Raw genomic sequence first — 22,434 nt, 5'->3', positions numbered from 1 at the left:
GCCCCCGGCGTCTGGATGAGCGGTGGCGCGGTCGCCATCGCGGTGATCATGACCATCGGTCTGCTCGCCGTGATCGCCGTGCGCGGCCTCGGCCACTTCTGGCCGGCCGACCTGCTGCAAGCCAGCTACAACGTGCCTGGCCAGGCCAATCACATCGTCGTGGGCGAAGTGGTACAGAAGGAAGAAGTACCTCGTGCCCGTCTCAAGGGCGCCGGCCTGCCGGTGCCTGACGAAGGCCCGGAGTTCATGACCCGCGAACTGATCAAGGTCGGTAACCGCGACCTCAACGGCAGCGACTTCACCTGGGTGGTCGGCGAATGGCTGACCGACCAGCAAAAGCCGGTCGAGCTGATCGCCCTGGAGCGCCGCGAGTGGGGCAACTTCTACGGTTACCTGGTCAGCGTCAAGGAAAACGGCAAGGTTGTCGCCGAAGGCCAGGCGGCCTGGAACGAACTGCAAAACCGCCTCAAGCGTGCCGACAAACTGGCCGGCGAACTGCAGAAGCTTGAGAAGAAAGACATCGGTGCGATCAACTACGGCCTTGAGCGCCTGCGCCTGCAGACCCGCAAGCTGGAACTGGATGGCAAGCTGGATGCCGCTGCCCAGGCCGATATCGAAGCCGAGCGCGCCGAGCTGAACAACCGTTACAAGGCCATCGAAGAGCGCCTGGGCGGCCTGCACCAGGACTTCGGCCGCGACAGCCTGGTAGCCAAGGACGGTAATGGTCGTGAGGTGGAAATCAACCTGAGCAAGGTGGTGCACGCCTACCAGCCGAACGGCATGGGCGTGTTCACCAAGCTGGGCGTGTACTTTGCCAAGGTCTGGGAATTCCTCAGCGACGACCCGCGTGAAGCCAACACCGAAGGCGGGATCTTCCCGGCGATCTTCGGTACCGTGATGATGACCCTGATCATGGCGGTGATCGTCACCCCGTTCGGCGTGCTGGCGGCGGTGTACCTGCGTGAGTATGCGCGTCAGGGCCCGGTGACCCGCCTGATTCGTATTGCGGTGAACAACCTGGCGGGTGTTCCGGCGATCGTTTACGGCGTGTTCGGCCTGGGCTTCTTCGTCTATGTGCTGGGTGGCTCGCTCGACCGCCTGTTCTTCCCTGAAGCGCTGCCCGCGCCGACCCTGGGTACCCCGGGCCTGCTCTGGGCTTCGCTGACCCTGGCGCTGCTGGCGGTGCCGGTGGTGATCGTGGCCACCGAAGAAGGTCTGGCGCGGATTCCGCGCACGGTCCGCGAAGGATCGCTGGCGCTCGGTGCGACCAAGGCCGAGACCCTGTGGAAGATCGTCTTGCCGATGGCCAGCCCGGCGATGATGACCGGCATGATCCTCGCCGTGGCCCGCGCCGCAGGTGAAGTCGCGCCGCTGATGCTGGTGGGTGTGGTCAAGCTGGCGCCTTCGCTGCCGGTGGACGGCAACTACCCGTATCTGCACCTGGACCAGAAGATCATGCACCTGGGCTTCCACATCTATGACGTCGGCTTCCAGAGCCCGAACGTCGAGGCCGCGCGGCCGCTGGTGTACGCCACCGCGTTGCTGCTGGTGCTGGTAATCGCCACCCTGAACCTCTCGGCGGTATGGATTCGTAACCACCTGCGCGAGAAGTACAAGGCGCTGGACAGCTGACTGAAAGCTATTAGCCATAAGCGGCAAGCTACAAGCCGCTTTTGCTCAAACTTGCAGCTTGCAGCGAGAAGCTAGCAGCTACAAACGGAGTGAAATCATGCAACATGAAACCCATTCTCACGGTATAGACATGTCGGCCCTGGGTCGCGACAAACAGAGCCTGCGCCTGGCTGAAGAAACCGTAGCCATCGAAGTGCCTGGCCTGAGCCTGTACTACGGCGACAAGCAAGCCCTGTTCGATGTCAGCATGAACATCCCCAAGCAGCGCGTGACCGCCTTCATCGGCCCGTCCGGCTGCGGCAAGTCGACCTTGCTGCGTACCTTCAACCGCATGAACGACCTGGTTGACGGCTGCCGCGTGGAAGGCGCGATCAACCTCTACGGCAACAACATCTACCGCAAGGGCGAAGACGTTGCCGAGCTGCGCCGCCGGGTCGGCATGGTGTTCCAGAAGCCCAACCCGTTCCCCAAGACCATCTACGAGAACGTGGTCTACGGCCTGCGCATCCAGGGCATCAACAAGAAGCGTGTGCTCGACGAAGCCGTGGAGTGGGCGCTCAAGGGCGCGGCGCTGTGGGAAGAGGTCAAGGACCGCCTGCACGAGTCGGCGCTGGGTCTGTCCGGTGGTCAGCAGCAACGTCTGGTGATTGCCCGCACCATCGCCGTGGAGCCGGAAGTACTGCTGCTCGACGAACCCTGCTCGGCACTCGACCCGATCTCGACGCTGAAGGTCGAAGAGCTGATCTATGAGCTCAAGTCCAAGTACACCATCGTCATCGTTACCCATAACATGCAGCAAGCGGCGCGGGTCTCGGACTACACCGCGTTCATGTACATGGGCAAGCTGGTGGAGTTCGGTGATACCGACACGCTGTTCACCAACCCGGCGAAGAAGCAGACCGAAGACTACATCACTGGCCGTTACGGCTAACGGCAGTTGCAAGCTTCAAGCCGCAAGCTGCAAGAAAGTGGCGAGCGTGAAGCCCGGGAACGACACGAACAAACTTGAAGCTTGAAGCTTGCTACTTGAAGCTTTTTCGCGGAGCGAAAGCATGATCGATAAAGACAGCCTTACCCACCATATCTCCCAGCAGTTCAACGCCGAACTCGAAGAGGTTCGCAGCCACCTCCTGGCGATGGGCGGCCTGGTCGAGAAGCAGGTCAACGACGCGGTTACCGCGCTGATCGAGGCCGACTCGGGCTTGGCCCAGCAGGTGCGCGAAGTCGACGAGCAGATCAACCAGATGGAGCGCAACATCGACGAAGAGTGCGTGCGCATTCTGGCCCGTCGTCAGCCGGCGGCGTCCGACCTGCGTCTGATCATCAGCATTTCCAAGTCGGTGATCGACCTGGAGCGCATCGGCGACGAGTCGACCAAGATCGCCCGCCGCGCCATCCAGTTGTGCGAAGAAGGCGAGTCGCCCCGCGGTTACGTCGAAGTGCGCCACATCGGCGACCAGGTGCGCAACATGGTCCGCGATGCCCTCGATGCCTTTGCCCGTTTCGACGCCGACCTGGCGCTGTCGGTGGCCCAGTACGACAAGACCATCGACCGCGAGTACAAGACCGCCCTGCGCGAGCTGGTCACCTACATGATGGAAGATCCACGCTCGATCTCGCGTGTTCTCAGCGTAATTTGGGCCCTACGCTCGCTGGAGCGTATCGGTGACCACGCGCGCAACATCTCCGAGCTGGTGATCTACCTGGTGCGCGGCACCGACGTCCGTCACCTGGGCCTCAAGCGCATGCAGGAAGAGGTTCAGCGCAGCGGCGAAAAGGCTAATGTTCCGGGCAAATCTGACGATAACTAAGACTGCCCGAGAATGAACGCCCGGCCTTGGCCGGGCGTTTTCGTTTGCGGGTGAGGCAGCCGCGAACGAAACAACGAGTCCCGGCGTGACCCAATGTTTGGCAAATGGCCATCAGTCAGCGTTATGCTAGTCGGGATTCAATAGGAGTGGCGATGAGTAAAGTCAGTGTGTTGGTTGTGGATGATGCGCCGTTCATTCGCGATCTGGTCAAGAAGTGCCTGCGTAACTACTTCCCCGGTGTTGTGATCGAAGACGCGGTCAACGGTCGCAAGGCCCAGACCTTGTTGAGCCGTGAGACCTTCGATCTGGTCCTGTGCGACTGGGAAATGCCGGAAATGTCCGGCCTTGAGCTGCTGACCTGGTGTCGCCAGCAGGAGTCGATGAAGACCCTGCCGTTCATCATGGTGACCAGCCGTGGCGACAAGGAGAACGTGGTTCAGGCGATCCAGGCCGGGGTCTCGGACTTTGTCGGCAAGCCATTCACCAACGAGCAGCTGCTGACCAAGGTGAAAAAAGCCCTGACCAAGGTCGGCAAGCTCGACACTTTGCTGGCCAGTGCACCGACCCGCGCTACTTCGGCGTTTGCCAACGACTCGCTGAGTGCCCTGACCGGCGGCCGTGCCGAAACGGTCAAGCCGGCAGCGCCAGCAGCCCCGGTAGCGGCGGCCAAGCCACTGGTGAGCGCTCCCAAGCCTGCAACTGCCGCACCGGCAGGTCGTGGCCAGGGCCAACTGCGTTTGCCAAGCGGCGTTCAGCCGTGCGTGATCAAGGCCCTGAGCCTCAAGGAGGCGCTGTTGGTGGTGCGCCGTGGCGAAACCCTGCCACAGGTACTGGAGGGCGCGGTGCTTGACCTGGAGCAGGGCGAGAACGCCGAGATCGCCCGTCTCAATGGCTACCTGCATGCGATTGCCGCGCTGGAGCCCAAGCCGGACAGCGACTGGCTGCAACTGACCTTCAAGTTCGTTGACCAGGATGCGCAGAAGCTCGACTACCTGTCGCGTCTGATTGCCCGCGGATCGGCGCAGAAGCACTTCGTGCCGGGGGCCTGACGGCCCCATCCCTGGCAAGCCAGCTCCCACAGGGTCTGTGACTATCGTTTCTGTGGGAGCCGGCCTTGCCGGCGATCAAAGCACCGCTCGTCTCCTGGCACACCCCTGAAACACTCTCGCCCCATCCCCGCCAAAATCTGCTGCTAGGCTTCGACAGACCATCAACTGTCAAAAAGCCACTACTCATGCCTGCACGCACGCTGCTGTTCTGCGCCTTGCTCACGGCTTGCGGCCCTGTGCTCGGCATAACCCTCTACAAAAGTACCGACGCCTATGGCGTGGTGTCTTATTCCGATCGCCCGATTCCCGGCAGCCGGGCGTTTGTCTTTGGCGACAGGATGGTCGAACAGCTGGACACCCAGGTGCAGTTGCAGGTCAACCGGTTTGCCGGTGGTGTGCGCTTCAGTGCGCGCAACGACACTTACGCGCCAGTCGAGGTGGAGCTGCGTCTGCAGCGCATGGGCAATGTGCAGGGTGGGGCGTCACGGCTGGTACGGGGGGTAATACCGGCACGCACGACGATGCCGTTGACCCTGCTAAGTGCACGGCAGCCCGGCAGACCGGTGAGCTATAAGGAGAAATTCTCTTACGCCCTGGGCAACCCGGGCCAGCGCCAACTGGCCTTCCGCTACCCCTTGCCCTGGCGCGGCGGGCCTTTTCGCCTGAGCCAAGGGCCAAACGGCCGCTACAGCCATTTCGGGCCCAAGGGCCGCTATGCCATGGACATCGCCATGCCTGAAGGCACGCCGATCATCGCCGCAAGGGCGGGGGTAGTGATCAAGACTGAAAACAGCCAAAGCGGCCGTGGCAGCCATCCTTCGGGCAATTTCGTGCGGGTCCTCCACGAAGACGGCACCATGGGCGTGTACCTGCACCTGATGCGCGGCTCGGTGGTGGTCAGGGAAGGGCAGCGAGTGGTGTACGGCACGCCGCTGGCCAAATCCGGCAATACCGGCAACAGCAGTGGCCCGCACCTGCACTTTGTGGTGCAGCGCAACGTCGGGCTGGCGCTGGAGTCGATACCCTACCAGTTCAACCAGCCCGTCGGCGGGTTGCCGAACTTTACCGCCGGCAACCCCTGAGGCGGTTCAATCGAGCTTGAGCACCTTGGCCAGGACGATCTTCGGCCCTTTCATCTTCTTGATGATGATGCGCAGGCCTTCGACTTCCAGCAGCTCTTCCTCTTCCGGCACCCGCTTGAGGGTCTCGTAGACCAGGCCGGCGAGGGTTTCCGCTTCGATATGGTCAAGGTCGACACCAAGCAGGCGCTCGACCTTGAACAGCGGTGTATCACCGCGCACCAGCAGCTTGCCCGGCTGATAGGCGAGGATGCCGCGTTCGGCCTTGCGGTGTTCGTCCTGGATATCGCCAACCAGCACTTCCAGCACGTCCTCCATGGTCAGGTAGCCGATCACCTTGCCGTCGGCTTCCTCGACCAGGGCAAAGTGCGCGCCGCCTTTGCGGAACTGCTCCAGCAAGTGAGCCAACGGCATATGCCGCGACACACGTTCCAGCGGGCGGGTCAGTTCCGCCAGGTTGAACGACTCGGGAATATGGTCGAGGTCGGCCAGCTCCAGCAGCAGATCCTTGATGTGCAGCAGGCCGATGAATTCGCCGCGCTCGGCATCGAGTACCGGGTAGCGGCTGAACTTGTGCCGGCGGAACATCGCGAGGATTTCCTTGAGCGGTGCATTGGCGTCGAGACAGACCATGTCTTCACGGGAGTTGGCCCAGTCGACTACCTCCAGCTCGCCCATTTCCACTGCCGAAGCCAGTACGCGCATACCCTGGTCGCTAGGGTCCTGGCCACGGCTGGAGTGCAGGATCAGCTTGAGCTCTTCGCGGCTGTAATGGTGTTCGTGGTGCGGCCCGGGCTCGCCCTGGCCAGCGATACGCAGGATGGCGTTGGCGCTGGCGTTGAGCAGGTAGATGGCCGGGTACATGAGCCAGTAGAACAGGTAGAGCGGCACCGCCGTCCACAGCGACAGCAGCTCGGGCTTGCGGATCGCCCAGGACTTGGGCGCCAGCTCACCGACGACGATGTGCAGGTAGGAGATGACGAAGAAGGCGCTGAAGAACGAGATGCCCTTGATCACTTCCGGCGACTCGACGCCGACTGCGCCCAGCAGCGGTTCGAGCAGGTGCGCGAAGGCTGGCTCACCCACCCAGCCCAGGCCCAGCGAGGCAAGGGTGATACCCAGTTGGCAGGCGGACAGGTAGGCGTCCAGTTGGCTGTGGACGGTACGCAGGATCTGCCCGCGCCAGCCATGCTGCTCGGCAATCGACTCGACCCGGGTCGAGCGCAATTTGACCATGGCGAACTCGGCGGCAACGAAAAAGCCGTTGAGCAGCACCAGCAGCAGAGCAAAAAGAATCATGCCGAAATCGGCGAACAGTGCAGCGAGGTTGAAACCAGGGGAAGGGTCCATGATGGAGTTTTACGGGGTCCGTCTTCTAAGAATGGGAGTACAGCAATGCCAGCATGTGCTGGCGCGAGTCAGCCAATGTAGCGGCTGACTGTGCAAATTTAAAGGGCGGCGGCTCAGGAGGCCTGGCGCGCCGCGATCTGGGCAGGGGAGAAATGGCAGGTAAAGGTGCTGCCGTGGCCGGGTACGCTGCTGATTTCCAGGCGCGCGCGATGGCGCAACAGGACGTGCTTGACGATCGCCAGGCCCAGGCCGGTGCCGCCGGTGTTGGAGGCGCGGCTGGAGTCGACCCGATAGAAGCGCTCAGTCAGGCGTGGCAGGTGCTTGGGGTCGATGCCGATGCCTGAATCCTGCACGCTCAGGTGCGCGCCTTGCTCGTCGGCCCACCAGCGGATGCGGATCTGGCCTTCATCCTGGGTGTATTTGACCGCGTTGAACACCAGGTTGGAGAAGGCGCTGCGCAGCTCTGCCTCGCTGCCCTTGAGGCGGATGCCTGGCTGGGCTTCAAGGCTGATGCGCTGGTTACGTTGCCCGGATAGCGCCTGGGCGTCGCCCTTGATCGACTGTAGCAGGGTTTCGACGGCTACTGGCTGGTTGTCCGAGGGGTAGTCGGTGGCCTCCAGCTTGGCCAGCAACAGCAGGTCATTGAGCAGGGTCTGCATGCGCCCGCCTTGCTGCTGCATCTGCTGCAGGGCGCGAACCCAGCGTGGATTCACCTCCTCAACGTTGTCGAGCAAGGTTTCCAGGTAGCCGGCAATCACCGTCAGCGGCGTACGCAGCTCGTGGGAGACGTTGGCAACGAAGTCCTTGCGCATCTGTTCCAGCTGGTGGATGCGGGTGACATCGCGCACCAGCATCAGGTGTTCGTTGTTGCCGTAGCGGGTGATGTGCAACTGCACGCGCATGCGGTCGTTGATCGGTGAAGGGATTTCCAGCGGCTCTTGATAGTTTTCCTGCTCGAAATACTCCTTGAAGCGCGGATGGCGGACCAGGTTGGTCACCGGCTGGCCGCTGTCCTGCGGGGTTTTCAGGCCCAGCAGAGTTTCTGCGGCGCGGTTCCACCACTCCAGGTTGCCATCGCTGTCGAGCATGATCACCGCGTCCTTGAGCGCAGCGGTGGACTCCTGCACCCGGTCGATCACCGCCTGCAGGCGCCCGCGCACGCGCTGATCGCGGCGTTGCAGGTGATAGATGCTGTCGAACACCTCGCCCCACAGGCCATAACCATCGGGCGGTGCTTCATCGGGTTTGTGCAGGCGCAACCATTCATGCAGGCGCAGCAGTTGCTTGAGGGTCCAGCCCAGGTAGATGGCCAGGCCCAGGGCCAGGCTCCAGCCATAGTAGCCGCTGATCAGGCCCGCCAGCAGGCAGACGGTGATCAGCAACAGCATGTGGCGAATCAGGGTGCCATGCCAGTTCTGGTTCAATTGGGATCCTTAGCGGATCAGCTGCACGTTGCAAGCTACAAGCTGCAAGGTTGAAGCGGATCTGCGTTTGCTTTTGCTCTTTCTTGCAGCTTGAGGCTGGCAGCTTGCAGCGTTCTCAACTTTTGGTCGAGAACCGGTAACCCGTGCCGCGGACGGTTTGTACCAGATTTTCGTAGGCATCACCCAGCGCCTTGCGCAGGCGGCGGATGTGCACGTCGACGGTGCGCTCCTCGACATAGACATTGCCCCCCCAGACTTGGTCGAGCAGCTGGCCGCGGGTGTAGGCGCGCTCCTGGTGGGTCATGAAGAACTGCAGCAGGCGGTACTCGGTCGGGCCCATTTCGGCGGGCTTGCCGTCGATGGTCACCCGGTGGCTGATCGGGTCGAGCAGCAGGCCACCGACTTCGATCGGTGCTTCGCCATCGCTCGGGCCTGCGCGGCGCAGTACGGCCTTGAGCCGGGCTACCAGCTCGCGCGGCGAGAATGGCTTGGTGATGTAGTCGTCGGCGCCGACTTCCAGGCCCTGTATCTTGTTGTCTTCCTCACCCTTGGCGGTGAGCATGATGATCGGGATGTCGCCGGTCAGCTCGTCACGCTTGAGGCGTCGGGCCAGCTCGATGCCCGAGGTGCCCGGGAGCATCCAGTCGAGCAGGATCAGGTCCGGCTTGCGGTCGACGATAATGGCGTGGGCCTGCTGGGAGTTCTCGGCTTCCAGGCAGTCATAGCCGGCCATTTCCAATGCAACGGCGATCATCTCGCGAATTGGCGCTTCGTCGTCAACGATCAGAATGTTTCTGCCAACCATGCTCAAACCTCTTCCATTAAAGGTGTCTTGGCCCGCATTAGATAACGGAATTATTGCAGTCGTGTGACAGCTCGTGGGCCATTGCAGCAACATTCTGTTACTGGGCTAGGCTTAAACTCCCTCTCCCGATTATTACGGTGAATCCAATGACACGACATACGCTGAACTGGATGACGCTTTTCGCTGCAGTGGCACTGGCGTTGCCAGGGATAGCGTCGGCCCATCATGCCATGATGAAGGACGGCATGATGGTCGACCATGCTGGCATGACGCTCTACACCTTTGACAAGGATTCGGGCGGCAAGTCCATGTGCAACGATGAGTGTGCCAAGAACTGGCCGCCGCTGATGGTCAAAGCTGGCGACATGGCGGAAGAGGGCTGGACTCAAGTCAAGCGCGATGACGGTTCAATGCAGTGGGCCTACAAAGGCAAGCCGGTGTACACCTTCATCAAGGACAAGAAAGCCGGTGACATGACCGGTGATGGCATGAAAGATGTCTGGCACGTGATCAAGTAACAGTGCCTTCAATCGCGGGGCAAGCCCGCTCCTACATGTAGGAGCGGGCTTGCCCGCAAAAAGATCAGAAACTGTAATCCAGCACGATGCCGATAAAGATCAGCAGCCCCGCCCAGTGATTGTGCAAAAAGGCCTTGAAGCACGACTCGCGGTCCAGCTTGCGCGTCGACCAGAACTCCCAGGCAAAGCACACTAATGCCGCCAACAGCCCCAGGTGGAACCAGCCGCCCAGTTCGAAGCGGTTGCCGGCCAGCAGCAAGCAGCCCAGCGACAGCACCTGCAAGGTCAGAATGATCACCCGATCGGCTTCGCCAAACAGAATGGCAGTGGATTTGACCCCGATCTTCAGGTCGTCATCACGGTCGACCATGGCGTAGTAGGTGTCGTAACCCACGGTCCACAGCAGGTTGGCGATGTACAGCAGCCAGGCAATGGCCGGCAGCTCGCCGGTGGCGGCGGTGAAGGCCATGGGGATGCCCCAGGAATAGGCCGCGCCCAGTACTACCTGTGGGTAGTAGGTGTAGCGCTTCATGAACGGGTAACAGGCCGCCAGCGCCACCGCGCCGAACGACAGCCATACCGTGGTGGCGTTGGTGCATAACACCAGCAGAAAACTCACTCCGACCAGCACGGCAAACAGGGTCAGCGCTTCGCGGGCGTTGATCCGGCCAGCGGCCAGAGGGCGATCGGCGGTGCGTTTGACGTGGCCATCGACCTTGCGATCGGCAAAGTCGTTGATCGCGCAACCGGCGGCGCGCATCAGTACCACGCCAAGGGTGAAGATCAGCACGTTGGCCACGGTCGGTGTGCCCTTGGCCGCAATCCAGACTGCCGAGAGGGTTGGCCACAGCAGCAGATAGATGCCGATCGGGCGGTCCATCCGGCTCAGCTGAATGAAGTCCCAGGCCCGTGGGTGCAGGCGATTGAACGACTTGAGCAACTGCAGGTACATCAGTGGTTCTCCGAAGGGGTGTCGGCAGCAATCCACAGCGTAGGCAAGAACACCTCGGCCACCAGCACGCTCAAGGGGCCGCGGTCAAAGCGTGAGCGGCGCCCCCACAAGCTTTCATGGCGTTGTTCCGCCGGCAGCCAGGCCTGTGGATAGTTGCAGACCTCAATGGGCCTGCGGACAAAACCCTTTTCGCAAAACAACAGCTCACCCAGTGAGCGGCTGCCCAGTGCTTCCAGGTCCAGGCCGCCACTTTCCAGCGAACTGCGCGCGGCCACGCTGCGGGCGAACACCCAGGGCTGGCCATGGCCGCGCAGGTACACCTCGCGCACCCAGCCTTCGCTGCCCTGGGGCAGGTCAAGGGCCAGGCATTCGTCGTCGCGCAGGCGTTGCCAGCCTTCGCAAAGGGGTGTCACGGAAAAGTGATCGGCGGATAATTGGATCAGGCGGCGGGTCAGGGAGCCCTGGTCGAACAACCAGTCAAGGGTCGCGGGCGAGGTGTTGTCTGCCACGTCAGGGTGCTGCAGCCAGAATGCAGCGGGCGCTTGCAATGTTTCGTACGGCACGTCGGTATCGAATAACAGGCCAGAGAGACGCCGAGCTTAGCATGATTGCCCGATCCGGCTTGCATGCTGGCACCTCGCTCCAGTACAAAGCCCCTCTTTGATGGCCGCCATTGTAATGTTCACGAGAGCGGCCACTCCAAAGCCTGAGTCTTTCGAGGAAGTGCGTAATGAAAAAGTGGCAATGTATCGTCTGTGGCCTGATCTACAACGAAGCCGACGGTTGGCCGGATGACGGTATCGCTCCAGGCACCAAGTGGGAAGATGTACCCGAAGACTGGCTGTGCCCGGACTGCGGTGTCGGCAAGATGGACTTCGAAATGATCGAAATCAACTGATCTCACTCAATCAGATTCAAGGAAAGCAGCGCATGACGGCTCCAGTGGTGATTGTCGGTACGGGTCTGGCGGGTTACAACCTGGCTCGCGAATTTCGCAAGCTCGACGGTGAAACACCGTTGCTGCTGGTCACCGCCGACGACGGCCGTTCCTACTCCAAGCCGATGCTCTCCACCGGTTTTGCCAAAAACAAGGACGCCGACGGCCTGAGCATGGCCGAGCCCGGCGCCATGGCCGAGCAGCTCAAGGCCGAAGTGCGCACCCACACCCGCATCAGCGGCATCGATCCGGGCCACAAGCGCCTGTGGATCGGCGAAGAGCAGGTGCCCTATCGCGACCTGATCCTGGCCTGGGGTGCCGAGACCGTGCGGGTGCCCGTCGAAGGCGATGCTGCCGAGCTGATTTTCCCGATCAACGACCTCGAAGACTACGCCCGTTTCCGTGCCGCGGCAGCCGGCAAGCAACGGGTGCTGATCCTCGGTGCCGGCTTGATCGGCTGTGAATTTGCCAATGACATGAGCCTGGGCGGCTTTCAGGTCGAGCTGGTGGCGCCGTGCGAGCAGGTCATGCCGACCTTGCTGCACCCGGCGGCCGCTGCCGCCGTACAGGTTGGCCTGGAGGGGCTGGGCGTGCGTTTCCACCTGGGGCCGGTGCTGACCCGCCTGCAGCGGCTGGAGCAGGGCCTGGAGGCGCACTTGTCAGACGGCAGCGTGATCGCTTGCGACCTGGTGGTTTCAGCCGTTGGCCTGCGGCCACGCATCGATCTGGCTTCGGCAGCGGGGCTGCAGGTCAACCGCGGCGTGGTGGTCGACCGTCAACTGCGCACCTCTCACGACAATATCTTCGCCTTGGGCGACTGCGCCGAAGTCGATGGCCTCAACCTGCTGTACGTAATGCCCTTGATGAGCTGCGCCCGGGCATTGGCGCAAACCCTGGCCGGTAACCCGACAGCGGTTGCCTATGGGCCGATGCCGGTCACGGTGAAAACCCCGGCCTGCCCGCTGGTGGTTTCGCCCCCGCCCCATGGCCGCGAAGGCCAGTGGAGCGTTGAGGGGCTGGGTACGGACCTCAAGGTGCTCTGTCACGATGCGGACGGCCAGTTGCTGGGCTATGCCCTGACCGGCACTGCGGTCATGGAGAAGCTGGCTCTAAATCGGCAACTTCCGGCGCTAATGGCGTAAATAACCGGCGTTCTGTCGGATTTCCCCTGCCTTTGCCCCAACAATGGCCGCCCAGAGACTGGCGCGGCCCCTGAGGGCATGCCATTCTCACTCCCGTCTGCCGCAGTTTAGAGCCTGCGGTGCCTTGGGCGCTGTTCTTGAAGAGCAGCACGGCATAACAACAAAAAAACCGTCAAAGAGGCTTCACTATGCGTAAACCAGAACTCGCCGCCGCCATTGCGGAAAAGGCCGATCTCACCAAAGAGCAAGCTAACCGCGTGCTCAACGCCGTGCTCGAAGAAATCACTGGCGCCCTGCATCGCAAGGACAGCGTGACGCTGGTCGGCTTCGGTACCTTCCTGCAGCGCCACCGCGGTGCCCGCACTGGTAAAAACCCGCAAACCGGCGAACCGGTCAAGATCAAGGCCAGCAACACCGTTGCTTTCAAACCCGGCAAATCCCTGAAGGACAGCGTCAATCCGTGATGCCTCGCACAGATCGATTGCAGTAAAAAACGGGCACCGCACAAGGTGCCCGTTTTTTATTGCCGCCGCCCTGGCATCTGGCTAGCATACGCGGCCCCCGTCGCAAGGACGGGAAAGTGTCCAGGGAGGGCCGTGATGAAGATCGAAGGATTCGCAGTAACCGCTAGCGCAGGGCAACGCCATGTATGACGGTCTGACCTTGCCCAACTACCTGGCGAGTGTCGCCGACAGCAACCTGTTCGGCAGCCTGGCCTTTGTCTGCCTGATATTGATACTCACCGGCCTGCACCGGCGCTGGCGCGACCAGCTCTGGCATCGCCTGCTGACGTTCATTTGCCTGACCACCGTGGTGGTCATGGAACTGGTGGGCTCCTACTACGCGAACCTGCCACCGGCATGAGCAAAGGCAGATGGTTCGCTCTGGCGTTGCTGGTGCTCCTGCTGCTGCCAGGCGTGACCACGCAGTTGTACTGGAACGCGCTGCTGCTATGGATGGAACCTGACAACTTCATCCCCGCCGAGTCCTCAATGCTGACCTTCGAGCCCTACCAGATTTCCCAGGGCTCCTCGTCGTACTGGCTGTACGGCCAGGACAAGCACAACTACTACCACTTCACCTACGACGCCGCGCACCCCTATCGCTATATCCCCCGCGACAACAACTGCCCGGGCTTCGACAGGAACGATGTGCGCAGCTGGTGCCAGGTCTTGCAAGGAAACACCCGATGATCAAGCGTTGGCTGATCGCCCTGGCCACGCACGCGCTGGCTTGCTACCTGTTCCTGGTGCTCAACGACATCGGGGTTGATTACTACAAGCAGGTCTACGGCGGCTTCACCGCCCGCGGCGTGGCGTCTGGCGCCATTTTCTGGCTGGTCTTCGATGTGATGGTGATCTTCAGCCTGGTGATCGTTTTTGTGCCGAGGCTCAAGCACAAACTCATGATCAATGGTGCGCTGGTGGCGTTGATCATCTACTGGCTGATGCCGGATCACCCGGTGCGCACGATGTTCTTCAGCCCCCTGGCCGGTGGCCTGACTTTCCTGGCGATAATGATTGCCCACTGGTTGGGCCGGCTGAATGTATTCAAAAAGGGACAGTCTTGAAACGTAGGCACTATTTTGCCCTGGCGATAGTTGGGGCATTGGTACTTTGGGTGGGACACAACATCCAGGTACTGATCGACCGGCCAGGCGAAGTCAGGGTGGTCAGCGAATCGGGCCGTTATCTCATGGAAAACGTGCCGGTTGGTGGCTGGCTGGTGCCTTTCGATGACCTGGCCTACCTGCGTTTCATTGACCGCAGCAATCAAAAGCAGGTTTACCGCACGCCGCTGTTCTCGCAGATCTCCTTGGACATGCGCGACTACGAAGACGACGGCAGCGTCGGCATCGTCTGGATCAGCTTGTTCAAGGCCGATGGGCATATCGAGATCGCCATGCCCAACTGGGAACCCCATTGGCTCAACTACTTCATCAGCAATACGCCCTATGACGTGGCCGACGAGCAGGCCGATTGCCGCAAGCCGGAAAACGCCCTGCGCTTCATCTGGGATGTGCTGAGTTACTGGCTGGGCTTCAGTGACTACTGGTGTACCCCCACTCAACAACTGATCGACAGAGGCAAACCATGAAGGGCTGTGCGACGAACTTGCGGCAGTGGCTCTGCTCGTTTCTGCTGCTGGCCGGCGCGACAACCTGTGTTGCCGCCCCGGTGGACATGCCGGATTGCTCCGACAATGACTTCGGCGCCTTCTTCACCGCGTTTGCCCAGAGCGAGGCGCTGCAGCAGTCGCTGGTAGCCGACCCGCTGATCGAGCAACGGATCTACCCCGGGCGCAAGCAACCGCGTGTGTCGATTCGCAAGCTGACCCCCGAACAGCGCCCGTCCCTGGCGTTGCTGCAGCCGGCCAAGCGTGCCGAGCTGGGCCTGGTGGTCGAGCAGGAGGGCATACGGCAAGTGGTGTTGCACGACACCAAGGGCGAACTGCTCAAGGTCTACACCTTTTCCCGTGGCCAGTGCTGGGTGCTGCAGCGGATCGACGACTGGTCCCTGGAAGGCTTCTTCACCGGGCGCAAGGAGAAGGTCGCCGGCGAGCTGGATGTCGAGCGTGCCAGGCTCTATGAGGACCTGGGCAGGGCAGGGCTCTACGACAACCCTGGGCAACTGATGAACGCCGCCCTCAACAGCCTGCTCAGTGCCGCTGCCAAGGGCAACAACGAAGCGGCGGTGCAGGCGGTCATCCTGATTTTTTCGGGAGAGGCCGAACGGCTGCCGGACGCGACCATCGTGCAACTGCTGGAATCGGCCATGAGCACTGAACGCGACGCCGGCGCCATGCTGGCGCACTTTGTGTGCTACGGCGAAGAGTATGCCGAGAACTTGACCTGCCAAAACCCGGGCAAAGCACTGCAAGCCTTGCAGCAATCGGCGAAGCTGGAGTCACCGAGGGGGCTGGTGGACCTTGGTTACGCCTATGAGAAAGGCAAGCTTGGCCAGCAGGACAATGCCCGCGCCATGGCTTGCTATCAACAAGCCGCCCTTGAGGCGAGCGGTTACCGTGATAGCGCCGTGGACGGCATCAAGCGCCTGAGCGACCAAGGCGTGGTCGAGGATGTAGTGCAGAAATGCCTGTAACTCGCCCTTATCGCCTGGCAATCGCCCTGATTGTGCATGTGTTGGCCATTGTCACTTACCTGCTGCTGCACAACACCGGCATGACGATGTACAGGCAGATGGCCGGCGGGCTGATGTCGCGTGGGGTGGCGATCGGCATGGGCATGTATTTGATCTTCTACTTCGTGGTGCTGATGAACCTGGTGATCGCGCTGGTGCCGCGGCTCAAGTGGCGGTTGCTGCTGGCGGCCGCCATTCCTGCGACGATCCTCTTGTACCTGCTGCCGCAGCATCCGCTGCGCGCGCTGTTTTGCAGCGTGCTGGGGGTTTCCACTGCATTGGCGGCAATCGGCGCGAACCAGTTGATCTTGCACCTGCTGAGCAAGGTCCGGCGCCAGTGAATAACCCGGTTACAAGGCCAACGGCGGCTATCGTCGCGTAAAGCGCAGAGAACTATGGCGTTTTCGTAGCGAGACTATAAACTGCTTCGCCAGTCACTTTTTAGCCGAGGCGTGCACATGAAGTTTCGCTTTCTCCTTTGGGCCATGGGCCTGCTGATGGCCAAGGCCAGCCGCAACAACCCTGCCTTCCAGCAGCAACTGGCTGACAAGGATCTGGTGTTCCAGTTGCAGACCCTCGATGGCAAGGCCGCTCGCCATTTCATCGTCAAGGACATGCGCATCAGCAGCAAGTCCGGCACCCATGCCGCCCCGGCGTTCGCGATAGCGTTCAAGGACGCAGCGTTCGGCTTTGCCACCCTGCAGGCCAAGAACAAGCAGCTGGCCTTCATGCAGGGGATTCAGGACAAGAGCATCCAGATCAAGGGCAACCCGGCGCTGGTGATCTGGTTCCAGGGCCTGATGAAGTACCTGAAGCCGAAAAAGAAGGCCTGACCGTCAGGGTCAGGCCCAGGCCTCAGTGCTGGCTGAACTGCGAGGCCAGCTCACGGAGCATGGCTTCGGCTTCCAGCACCTTGTTGACTACATCCTCGGCTTTTTCGCGGGTCAGGTTCAGACGCTCGAGCAGCTCGTCGGGGATGCTTTCCTGCGGGCCCGAGCCGATCCCGCGTGAGCGCAGCAAGCGTACTGCCAGGCATACCAGGTTGGGGAAGGCAGCGTGGTCGCCGGCGTAGGTCGGGTCGTGCTGGAAGCGCAGGGCGGTGGACAGTTCTTCCGGCATGTCCCAGTAGCGCATCAGCCAGGCGCCGATCTGCTCGCGGCTGATACCCAGCAGGTGCTGTTCGACATAGCTGTGGCACAGGTGCGGATTGACCTCCAGGTGCCGGCAGATCAGCGAGAAATGCGGCGGGAACACATGTGCCAGCAACAGGTAGCCGAAGTTGTGCAGGAGCCCGGCCAGGTAGGTCAGGCCCGATTCCGGGCGCTCGGCCCGGGGCATGGCACGGGTCAGGCCTTCGATCACCGCAGCGGTGTAGATCGATTGCTGCCAGTAAGGCGTGGTCTGTTGCGGGTGGTCCTTGGGCAGGCTCAGGGTCTTGCCCAGAGCCAGGCCCAGGGCCAGGTTGATCACCAGGTCAAAGCCCAGCACGCGGACGATGGCGTCTTCCACCGAGCGGATCTTGCCCGGTGAGGCGTAGTAGGGCGATGCTGCCCAGCTGACCACTTGCGCGGCCAGCGCCGGGTCGGTTTCGACCACGCCGGTGATGTCATCGATGGTGGCGTTGGGGTCGACCCGCAGCTTGATGATCTTTTGCGCGGTTTCCGCCAGCGGCGGGATCTCGATGGTGCTTTCCAGGCGCTGCTGGATACGCCTGGCGGTGAACGCCTGGACGGCCTGGGAGATCTCGTCGCGGTCGTCATGGGGGCGGTCGAGGTTGGGGCGGATGCTGCTCAGCAGTTCGCCGAAGTTGCCGGCGCTGGCCTTGCTGAGCATTTTCTTGAAATCGTCGCGCTCGATCTCCAGCAACAGCCCGGCCTCCCCGGAGTGAATCAGCAGGCGCTCGGGGCGCAGCAGGCTTTCTTCATACAGGCATGGCGAGCTAGTCAGGGCCGGGATCCCGGGGAGGATCTTCAGGCCGTGCTTTTCCAGCATGTGGCGCAGGCGTTCCAGCGGCACGGCGGCGAGCTTGCGCCCGGTCAGTTCGGTCAGGCGATTGAGGTCGAGGAGCTGGTTCTGCGGGAACAGCACCATCAGCGCGCCGACTTCATCGTCCAGCAGTACGGCCTGCACCTTGGCGGCGGCCGGTAGCTGCGGGTGTTCGCTCACTTCGCGGTAGGCGATGCCGAGCTTGTCGAGCAGCAACCGGATAACAGACGGAGCGTGGGGGGTTGCGGTGTCCAAAGCAACTTCAGTCATGGTCTGTATCCAAAAATTTTTCAATCGCATGAGTATAACCAGCTTGAACCCTGGGCTGGCTGCAATCTGGGACGGGCGTCACACTTGGCCATATTGCTGGCCGTGGCGCAGCCAGCGCTCCAGCAACGGGCTGACGTGGGTCGGCCAGCGCGCCAGCAACGCTTGGGCGGCATCGCGCACGGCGGGTAGCAGGTCGGCGTCGCGCATCAGGTCGGCGACCTTGAATTGCAGCAGGCCGGTCTGGCGGGTACCGAGCATTTCGCCGGGGCCGCGCAGCGCCAGGTCCTTCTCGGCAATGATGAAGCCGTCGTTGGTTTCGCGCATGATCCCCAGGCGTTCGCGGCCGATCTGCGACAGCGGCGGGTGATACAGCAGCACGCAGTGGCTCACTGCGCTGCCACGGCCAACCCGGCCGCGCAGCTGGTGCAACTGGGCCAGGCCCAGGCGCTCGGGGTTCTCGATGATCATCAGGCTGGCGTTGGGCACGTCGACGCCGACCTCAATCACCGTGGTCGCCACCAGCAGTTGCAGGTTGCCCTGCTTGAACTCGGCCATCACCGCGGCTTTTTCCGCAGGCTTCATGCGCCCGTGGATCAGGCCGACACGCAACTCGCCCAGGGCGCTGCTGAGCTCCTCGAAAGTGGTTTCGGCGGCCTGGCAGGTCAGCTCCTCGGATTCTTCGATCAGGGTGCACACCCAGTAGGTCTGGCGTCCTTCGGCACAGGCTGCACGGACCCGCTCGACCACCTCGAAACGACGGCTGTCAGCCACCAGCACGGTATTGACCGGGGTGCGGCCTGGCGGCAGTTCGTCGAGGATGGAGGTATCCAGGTCGGCATAGGCGCTCATTGCCAGGGTGCGCGGGATCGGCGTCGCGGTCATGATCAGCTGGTGCGGGCAGAGCTGACCACCCACGCCTTTCTGGCGCAGGGCCAGGCGCTGCTGCACGCCGAAGCGGTGCTGTTCGTCGATGATCGCCAGGGCCAGGTTCTTGAACTTCACTTCTTCCTGGAACAAGGCATGGGTGCCGACCACCATCGGTGCACCGGCGGCGATCTGTTCCAGGGCGCTGGTGCGCGCCTTGCCCTTGAGCTTGCCGGCCAGCCAGGCAATTTCGATGCCCAGCGGCTCCAGCCAGCGCTTGAAGGTGATGAAGTGCTGCTCGGCGAGGATCTCGGTGGGCGCCATCAGTGCCACCTGGTAACCGGCTTCCAGCGCCTGCAGGGCGGCCAGGGCGGCGACCACGGTCTTGCCCGCGCCAACGTCACCCTGGACCAGGCGCAACATCGGCTCCGGCTGGCTGAGGTCGTAGGCAATCTCGTTACCGACCCGCTGCTGCGCACCGGTGGGTGCAAAGCCGAGGTTGGCCAGGTACTGCCGGGGCAGCCGGCTGGCCTTGGGCAGCACCGGCGCCCGCTGGGCGCGCAGGCTTTCGCGCAGGCGTTGCTGGGACAGCTGGTGGGTTAGCAGTTCTTCGAACGCCAGGCGGTGCTGGGCCCAATGGTGACCTTCGGCAAGCTCATCGACATCGGCATCGGCGGGTGGGTGATGCAGGTAGCGGATCGCATCGTCCAGCGGCGCCAGTTGGTAATCCCGGGCCAGCTCTTCCGGCAGCCAGTCCGGCAGGCTCCGCGGGCCGAGCATCGCCAGGCTCTGCTGACACAGCTGGCGCAGGCGTTGCTGGGTCAGGCCTTCGGTGGTCGGATAGATCGGTGTCAGGGTCTGTTCCACCGGCGCCGGCTCATCGCCGGTCAGCGCGCGGTATTCCGGGTGGTAGATCTCCAGGCCCGAAGCACCGGGGCGGGCTTCACCGTAGCAGCGCAGGTGGGTGCCACGCTTGAGGCCTTCCTTCTGCGCGTTGCTGAAGTGGTAAAAGCGCAGGCTCAGCACGCCGCTGCCATCGCCCAGGCGCACCAGCAGGCTGCGGCGCTTGCCCATTACCACGTCGGTGCCGCTGACCACGCCTTCGATGACCGCGTCCTGGCCCGGGCGCAGGGCGCCGATGGGCACCACGCGGGTGCGGTCCTGGTAGCGCAGCGGCAGATGGAACAGCACGTCCTGGAGGTTCTCCAGGCCGACCTTGGCGAGCTTCTCGGCCATGGCCTCGCCGACACCCTTGAGCGCGGTCACCGAGACCTGGGACAACTCCGGCATGGTGCTTTCCTACTGGCTCGCGGCGGGTTTGGCGACCGAGCACAGGCGGATCGAGTCAGCGAGGATCTCGATCGCCTTGGGCCGCGGGAAGCTGGCGCGCCAGGCGATGGCCACGGTACGAAACGGTGCCGGTGGGCTCAGGGGGCGCACTTCGATCACGCCGGGGGCATAATGATGGCTGTGCACCGCCGACAGCGGCAGGATCGACACACCGAGCCCCGACGCGACCATATGACGAATGGTTTCCAGCGAGCTGGACTCGACCGTGGTGTGCTTGGCGCCGTCGCTGCCCTTGGCCAGGGTCGGGCAGGCCTCGAGCACCTGGTCACGGAAGCAGTGGCCTTCACCGAGCAGCAGCAGGCTCTTGTCGTTGAGCAGGCCGGCGTCGATGGTTTCTTTCTGGGTCCATGGATGCTCGCTGGGCATCAGCACGTAGAAAGGTTCGTCGTACAGCGGCAGCGTCAGCACATCGGCCTCGTTGAACGGCAGGGCGATGATCACTGCGTCCAGCTCACCGTTGCGCAGCTTGTCGCGCAGTACATGGGTGAAGTTTTCTTCGATGTACAACGGCATCTGCGGGGCGACCCGGTGCAGTTGCGGGATGAGGTGCGGGAACAGGTAGGGGCCGACGGTGTAGATCGCGCCGACTTTCAGCGGGGCGGTCAGCTGGTTCTTGCCGGCCTGGGCCAGTTCGCGAATGCCCTGGGCCTGTTCGAGGACCTTTTGCGCCTGGGCCACGATGCCTTCGCCGACCGGGGTCAGGCGCACCGCGCTTTTGCTGCGCTCGAAGATCAGTACACCCAGCTCGTCCTCAAGCTTCTTCACGCCGACCGACAGGGTCGGCTGGCTGACGTGGCAGCGCTCGGCAGCGTGGCCGAAGTGCTGCTCTTGGGCGAGGGTGACGATGTAGCGCAATTCTGTGAGGGTCATAACGTGCGTCCATGAAGTTGCGGCCCCAGCATAGCGGCTGCAATCGATAGACGCACGTTATCAGACTTGCTCGTTTGTGACAGAAACAAAGCGTTAGCGCTTGTCCAGCGAGTAGACGAAAGGCGCGATCACTTCAATGCTGCCGTTGTTGAGCAATTCCTTTGGCGGCGGTGGAACCGGTTGCGCACGACGGATCATCTCCAGAGTCGCCCGATCCAGTGCCGCGCTGCCCGAACCACCGGCCAGGGCGTAGGAGAGGATCCTGCCCTCGCCATCGACCACGAAGCGCAGGCGGTTGATGCCTTCCATGCGCATGCGCCTGGCGTTTTCCGGGTACTTCTTGTACTTCGCCAGGTGACGCAGCAGGTCGCTCTGCCAGGTGGGCAGGGCGTTGCTGTTGGTGGCGATGCTCGGCGCCGGGGCAGCCGATTTCTGCGCCGGTGCGGTGCTTGGCGGTGTATCGACCGCTTCCTCGTCGGCCGGCTTCTCCTGCGGCGGCTCAGGCTTTTTCTCAGGCTTGGGCGGCTGCGGTTTGGCCTTCGGCTTGACCGGTTTGGCAATGGCGATCTTCGGTTTCGGCGCCTCGGCCAGTTTCGGCAGCGGCGGTTCTTCTACCGGCGCTGGCGGTTGTGGCGGGGTGACCACCTTGGGTGGAGGTGGCGGTGCCGGTTCGGGCATCGGTGCCATTTCGACCATCATCGCCGCAGGCGGCAACTCGATCGCCTGGGGCACCGACCAATTGAGCGTCAGCAACACGGCAACGGCATGGATACCCAGCACAATCGCCAGACTACTGCTGTAACGCGCCAGCTTATGCCGCGTCTTGATCATTTCTTGGCTGCCGTCTCGAGGCCGACCAGACCGACTTTCAGGTAACCGGCCGCGCGCAGCGTGTTCATGACTTCCATCAGATCGCCGTAATCCACGCCTTTGTCGGCCTGGAAGAAGATCGTGGTGTCCTTGTCGCCCTTGGTCTTGGCGTCGAGGATCGCACCGAGCTGGTCACGCTGGACCTGCTCGTCACCGACGTACAGGTTCTGGTCCGCCTTGACGCTGAGGAACACCGGTTTTTCGGGCCTCGGCGCAGGTTTTGCGGTCGAGGCTGGCAGGTCGACCTTGATGTCGACGGTCGCCAGCGGCGCTGCCACCATGAAGATGATCAGCAGGACCAACATGACGTCGATGAACGGCGTGACGTTGATTTCGTGGTTTTCGGCGAGGTCGTCGCCACCTTCGTTAAGATGCAGGCCCATGG

26 protein-coding genes are annotated in these 22,434 nt (G+C 62.4%); 16 read left to right on the top strand and 10 right to left on the bottom strand.

Annotation, left to right across the window (positions count from 1 at the left end):
• Window positions 1-15: 15 nt before the first annotated feature.
• From pstA to ABM562_RS04850, 5 genes are all read left to right on the top strand, one after another.
• Complete coding sequence (gene pstA / locus ABM562_RS04870; RefSeq protein ID WP_208644354.1) at window positions 16-1,632, top strand: phosphate ABC transporter permease PstA; 1,617 nt, start codon at window positions 16-18, stop codon at window positions 1,630-1,632.
• 97 nt (window positions 1,633-1,729) lie between these two features.
• Window positions 1,730-2,563: a phosphate ABC transporter ATP-binding protein PstB gene (gene pstB / locus ABM562_RS04865; RefSeq protein WP_115084643.1), complete on the top strand. Its 834-nt coding sequence runs from the start codon at window positions 1,730-1,732 to the stop codon at window positions 2,561-2,563.
• A 121-nt stretch (window positions 2,564-2,684) separates the two neighbouring features.
• A complete protein-coding gene (gene phoU / locus ABM562_RS04860; protein WP_038997986.1) occupies window positions 2,685-3,443 on the top strand; it encodes a phosphate signaling complex protein PhoU in 759 nt (252 codons plus the stop codon).
• 152 nt (window positions 3,444-3,595) lie between these two features.
• Window positions 3,596-4,492, top strand: coding sequence for a response regulator (locus tag ABM562_RS04855; RefSeq protein ID WP_115084644.1), 897 nt, complete (start codon window positions 3,596-3,598; stop codon window positions 4,490-4,492).
• 185 nt (window positions 4,493-4,677) lie between these two features.
• Entirely contained in the window at window positions 4,678-5,574 is an 897-nt protein-coding gene (locus ABM562_RS04850; RefSeq protein WP_115084646.1) for a peptidoglycan DD-metalloendopeptidase family protein, read from the top strand.
• Between the two features lie 6 nt (window positions 5,575-5,580).
• Here ABM562_RS04850 and ABM562_RS04845 read toward each other — a convergent pair whose 3' ends face one another.
• The 3 genes from ABM562_RS04845 to phoB all read right to left on the bottom strand — a co-directional run bounded on the left by ABM562_RS04845 (window position 5,581) and on the right by phoB (window position 9,150).
• Complete coding sequence (locus ABM562_RS04845; RefSeq protein WP_038997990.1) at window positions 5,581-6,921, bottom strand: hemolysin family protein; 1,341 nt, start codon at window positions 6,919-6,921, stop codon at window positions 5,581-5,583.
• A gap of 113 nt (window positions 6,922-7,034) precedes the next feature.
• Window positions 7,035-8,309, bottom strand: coding sequence for a phosphate regulon sensor histidine kinase PhoR (phoR, locus tag ABM562_RS04840; protein WP_233673890.1), 1,275 nt, complete (start codon window positions 8,307-8,309; stop codon window positions 7,035-7,037).
• 151 nt (window positions 8,310-8,460) lie between these two features.
• Window positions 8,461-9,150, bottom strand: a complete 690-nt coding sequence (gene phoB / locus ABM562_RS04835) for a phosphate regulon transcriptional regulator PhoB (RefSeq protein WP_010225936.1) — start codon at window positions 9,148-9,150, stop codon at window positions 8,461-8,463.
• Between the two features lie 146 nt (window positions 9,151-9,296).
• Here phoB and ABM562_RS04830 point away from each other — a divergent pair, with 146 nt between their 5' ends.
• Entirely contained in the window at window positions 9,297-9,668 is a 372-nt protein-coding gene (locus ABM562_RS04830) for a COG4315 family predicted lipoprotein (RefSeq protein ID WP_233673835.1), read from the top strand.
• A 64-nt stretch (window positions 9,669-9,732) separates the two neighbouring features.
• Here ABM562_RS04830 and ubiA read toward each other — a convergent pair whose 3' ends face one another.
• The gene (gene ubiA, locus ABM562_RS04825; protein WP_115084649.1) at window positions 9,733-10,620 is read right to left on the bottom strand and encodes a 4-hydroxybenzoate octaprenyltransferase; all 888 of its coding nucleotides are present in this window, start codon (window positions 10,618-10,620) and stop codon (window positions 9,733-9,735) included.
• A complete protein-coding gene (locus ABM562_RS04820) occupies window positions 10,620-11,183 on the bottom strand; it encodes a chorismate lyase (RefSeq protein ID WP_115084650.1) in 564 nt (187 codons plus the stop codon). Before ABM562_RS04820 ends, ubiA begins: the two co-directional genes overlap by 1 nt.
• Before the next feature lie 167 nt (window positions 11,184-11,350).
• On the opposite strand from ABM562_RS04820, the gene ABM562_RS04815 reads away from it, so the two are divergent.
• From ABM562_RS04815 to ABM562_RS04770, 10 genes are all read left to right on the top strand, one after another.
• Window positions 11,351-11,518, top strand: coding sequence for a rubredoxin (locus ABM562_RS04815; protein WP_038997996.1), 168 nt, complete (start codon window positions 11,351-11,353; stop codon window positions 11,516-11,518).
• 32 nt (window positions 11,519-11,550) lie between these two features.
• Complete coding sequence (locus ABM562_RS04810; RefSeq protein ID WP_134065226.1) at window positions 11,551-12,699, top strand: NAD(P)/FAD-dependent oxidoreductase; 1,149 nt, start codon at window positions 11,551-11,553, stop codon at window positions 12,697-12,699.
• 188 nt (window positions 12,700-12,887) lie between these two features.
• Window positions 12,888-13,163, top strand: coding sequence for an HU family DNA-binding protein (locus ABM562_RS04805; protein WP_003213368.1), 276 nt, complete (start codon window positions 12,888-12,890; stop codon window positions 13,161-13,163).
• A gap of 181 nt (window positions 13,164-13,344) precedes the next feature.
• Entirely contained in the window at window positions 13,345-13,563 is a 219-nt protein-coding gene (locus tag ABM562_RS04800; RefSeq protein WP_010225925.1) for a hypothetical protein, read from the top strand.
• Window positions 13,560-13,892: a hypothetical protein gene (locus ABM562_RS04795; protein ID WP_115084652.1), complete on the top strand. Its 333-nt coding sequence runs from the start codon at window positions 13,560-13,562 to the stop codon at window positions 13,890-13,892. The genes ABM562_RS04800 and ABM562_RS04795 overlap by 4 nt, the downstream gene beginning before the upstream one ends.
• Window positions 13,889-14,269 carry a hypothetical protein gene (locus ABM562_RS04790; protein WP_115084653.1) on the top strand — a complete coding sequence of 127 codons (381 nt, stop codon included), beginning with the start codon at window positions 13,889-13,891 and terminating at the stop codon, window positions 14,267-14,269. The genes ABM562_RS04795 and ABM562_RS04790 overlap by 4 nt, the downstream gene beginning before the upstream one ends.
• A 50-nt stretch (window positions 14,270-14,319) precedes the next feature.
• Entirely contained in the window at window positions 14,320-14,796 is a 477-nt protein-coding gene (locus tag ABM562_RS04785) for a hypothetical protein (protein WP_460421026.1), read from the top strand.
• A complete protein-coding gene (locus ABM562_RS04780; protein WP_115084655.1) occupies window positions 14,793-15,800 on the top strand; it encodes an SEL1-like repeat protein in 1,008 nt (335 codons plus the stop codon). Before ABM562_RS04785 ends, ABM562_RS04780 begins: the two co-directional genes overlap by 4 nt.
• Window positions 15,791-16,180 carry a hypothetical protein gene (locus tag ABM562_RS04775; protein WP_233673832.1) on the top strand — a complete coding sequence of 130 codons (390 nt, stop codon included), beginning with the start codon at window positions 15,791-15,793 and terminating at the stop codon, window positions 16,178-16,180. Before ABM562_RS04780 ends, ABM562_RS04775 begins: the two co-directional genes overlap by 10 nt.
• Before the next feature lie 117 nt (window positions 16,181-16,297).
• Entirely contained in the window at window positions 16,298-16,672 is a 375-nt protein-coding gene (locus tag ABM562_RS04770) for a helicase (RefSeq protein WP_134065220.1), read from the top strand.
• A 22-nt stretch (window positions 16,673-16,694) separates the two neighbouring features.
• On the opposite strand, the gene ABM562_RS04765 is transcribed toward ABM562_RS04770, so the two are convergent.
• The 5 genes from ABM562_RS04765 to exbD all read right to left on the bottom strand — a co-directional run bounded on the left by ABM562_RS04765 (window position 16,695) and on the right by exbD (window position 22,432).
• On the bottom strand, window positions 16,695-18,095 hold the full coding sequence (locus ABM562_RS04765) for an aminoacyl-tRNA deacylase and HDOD domain-containing protein (RefSeq protein WP_115084658.1): 1,401 nt from the start codon (window positions 18,093-18,095) through the stop codon (window positions 16,695-16,697).
• Between the two features lie 78 nt (window positions 18,096-18,173).
• Window positions 18,174-20,249 carry an ATP-dependent DNA helicase RecG gene (gene recG, locus ABM562_RS04760; RefSeq protein ID WP_460421024.1) on the bottom strand — a complete coding sequence of 692 codons (2,076 nt, stop codon included), beginning with the start codon at window positions 20,247-20,249 and terminating at the stop codon, window positions 18,174-18,176.
• A gap of 9 nt (window positions 20,250-20,258) precedes the next feature.
• Entirely contained in the window at window positions 20,259-21,179 is a 921-nt protein-coding gene (locus ABM562_RS04755; RefSeq protein WP_010225913.1) for a hydrogen peroxide-inducible genes activator, read from the bottom strand.
• Between the two features lie 93 nt (window positions 21,180-21,272).
• Entirely contained in the window at window positions 21,273-22,010 is a 738-nt protein-coding gene (locus ABM562_RS04750; protein WP_115084660.1) for an energy transducer TonB, read from the bottom strand.
• The gene (gene exbD / locus ABM562_RS04745) at window positions 22,007-22,432 is read right to left on the bottom strand and encodes a TonB system transport protein ExbD (protein WP_045199557.1); all 426 of its coding nucleotides are present in this window, start codon (window positions 22,430-22,432) and stop codon (window positions 22,007-22,009) included. The genes ABM562_RS04750 and exbD overlap by 4 nt, the downstream gene beginning before the upstream one ends.
• Window positions 22,433-22,434: the final 2 nt, after the last annotated feature.

It is taken from the genome of Pseudomonas sp. ZL2 (assembly GCF_054788455.1).
This window is presented reverse-complemented; position numbering and strand designations above follow the sequence as displayed.

What these genes read in the sequence shown, in the direction of transcription:
- pstA (WP_208644354.1), top strand. Translation starts at nt 16, where the DNA reads ATGAGCGGTGGCGCGGTCGCCATCGCGGTGATCATGACCATCGGTCTG.
- pstB (WP_115084643.1), top strand. Translation starts at nt 1,730, where the DNA reads ATGCAACATGAAACCCATTCTCACGGTATAGACATGTCGGCCCTGGGT.
- phoU (WP_038997986.1), top strand. Translation starts at nt 2,685, where the DNA reads ATGATCGATAAAGACAGCCTTACCCACCATATCTCCCAGCAGTTCAAC.
- ABM562_RS04855 (WP_115084644.1), top strand. Translation starts at nt 3,596, where the DNA reads ATGAGTAAAGTCAGTGTGTTGGTTGTGGATGATGCGCCGTTCATTCGC.
- ABM562_RS04850 (WP_115084646.1), top strand. Translation starts at nt 4,678, where the DNA reads ATGCCTGCACGCACGCTGCTGTTCTGCGCCTTGCTCACGGCTTGCGGC.
- ABM562_RS04845 (WP_038997990.1), bottom strand. Translation starts at nt 6,921, where the DNA reads ATGGACCCTTCCCCTGGTTTCAACCTCGCTGCACTGTTCGCCGATTTC.
- phoR (WP_233673890.1), bottom strand. Translation starts at nt 8,309, where the DNA reads ATGCTGTTGCTGATCACCGTCTGCCTGCTGGCGGGCCTGATCAGCGGC.
- phoB (WP_010225936.1), bottom strand. Translation starts at nt 9,150, where the DNA reads ATGGTTGGCAGAAACATTCTGATCGTTGACGACGAAGCGCCAATTCGC.
- ABM562_RS04830 (WP_233673835.1), top strand. Translation starts at nt 9,297, where the DNA reads ATGACACGACATACGCTGAACTGGATGACGCTTTTCGCTGCAGTGGCA.
- ubiA (WP_115084649.1), bottom strand. Translation starts at nt 10,620, where the DNA reads ATGTACCTGCAGTTGCTCAAGTCGTTCAATCGCCTGCACCCACGGGCC.
- ABM562_RS04815 (WP_038997996.1), top strand. Translation starts at nt 11,351, where the DNA reads ATGAAAAAGTGGCAATGTATCGTCTGTGGCCTGATCTACAACGAAGCC.
- ABM562_RS04810 (WP_134065226.1), top strand. Translation starts at nt 11,551, where the DNA reads ATGACGGCTCCAGTGGTGATTGTCGGTACGGGTCTGGCGGGTTACAAC.
- ABM562_RS04805 (WP_003213368.1), top strand. Translation starts at nt 12,888, where the DNA reads ATGCGTAAACCAGAACTCGCCGCCGCCATTGCGGAAAAGGCCGATCTC.
- ABM562_RS04800 (WP_010225925.1), top strand. Translation starts at nt 13,345, where the DNA reads ATGTATGACGGTCTGACCTTGCCCAACTACCTGGCGAGTGTCGCCGAC.
- ABM562_RS04795 (WP_115084652.1), top strand. Translation starts at nt 13,560, where the DNA reads ATGAGCAAAGGCAGATGGTTCGCTCTGGCGTTGCTGGTGCTCCTGCTG.
- ABM562_RS04790 (WP_115084653.1), top strand. Translation starts at nt 13,889, where the DNA reads ATGATCAAGCGTTGGCTGATCGCCCTGGCCACGCACGCGCTGGCTTGC.
- ABM562_RS04780 (WP_115084655.1), top strand. Translation starts at nt 14,793, where the DNA reads ATGAAGGGCTGTGCGACGAACTTGCGGCAGTGGCTCTGCTCGTTTCTG.
- ABM562_RS04775 (WP_233673832.1), top strand. Translation starts at nt 15,791, where the DNA reads ATGCCTGTAACTCGCCCTTATCGCCTGGCAATCGCCCTGATTGTGCAT.
- ABM562_RS04770 (WP_134065220.1), top strand. Translation starts at nt 16,298, where the DNA reads ATGAAGTTTCGCTTTCTCCTTTGGGCCATGGGCCTGCTGATGGCCAAG.
- ABM562_RS04765 (WP_115084658.1), bottom strand. Translation starts at nt 18,095, where the DNA reads ATGACTGAAGTTGCTTTGGACACCGCAACCCCCCACGCTCCGTCTGTT.
- recG (WP_460421024.1), bottom strand. Translation starts at nt 20,249, where the DNA reads ATGCCGGAGTTGTCCCAGGTCTCGGTGACCGCGCTCAAGGGTGTCGGC.
- ABM562_RS04755 (WP_010225913.1), bottom strand. Translation starts at nt 21,179, where the DNA reads ATGACCCTCACAGAATTGCGCTACATCGTCACCCTCGCCCAAGAGCAG.
- ABM562_RS04750 (WP_115084660.1), bottom strand. Translation starts at nt 22,010, where the DNA reads ATGATCAAGACGCGGCATAAGCTGGCGCGTTACAGCAGTAGTCTGGCG.
- exbD (WP_045199557.1), bottom strand. Translation starts at nt 22,432, where the DNA reads ATGGGCCTGCATCTTAACGAAGGTGGCGACGACCTCGCCGAAAACCAC.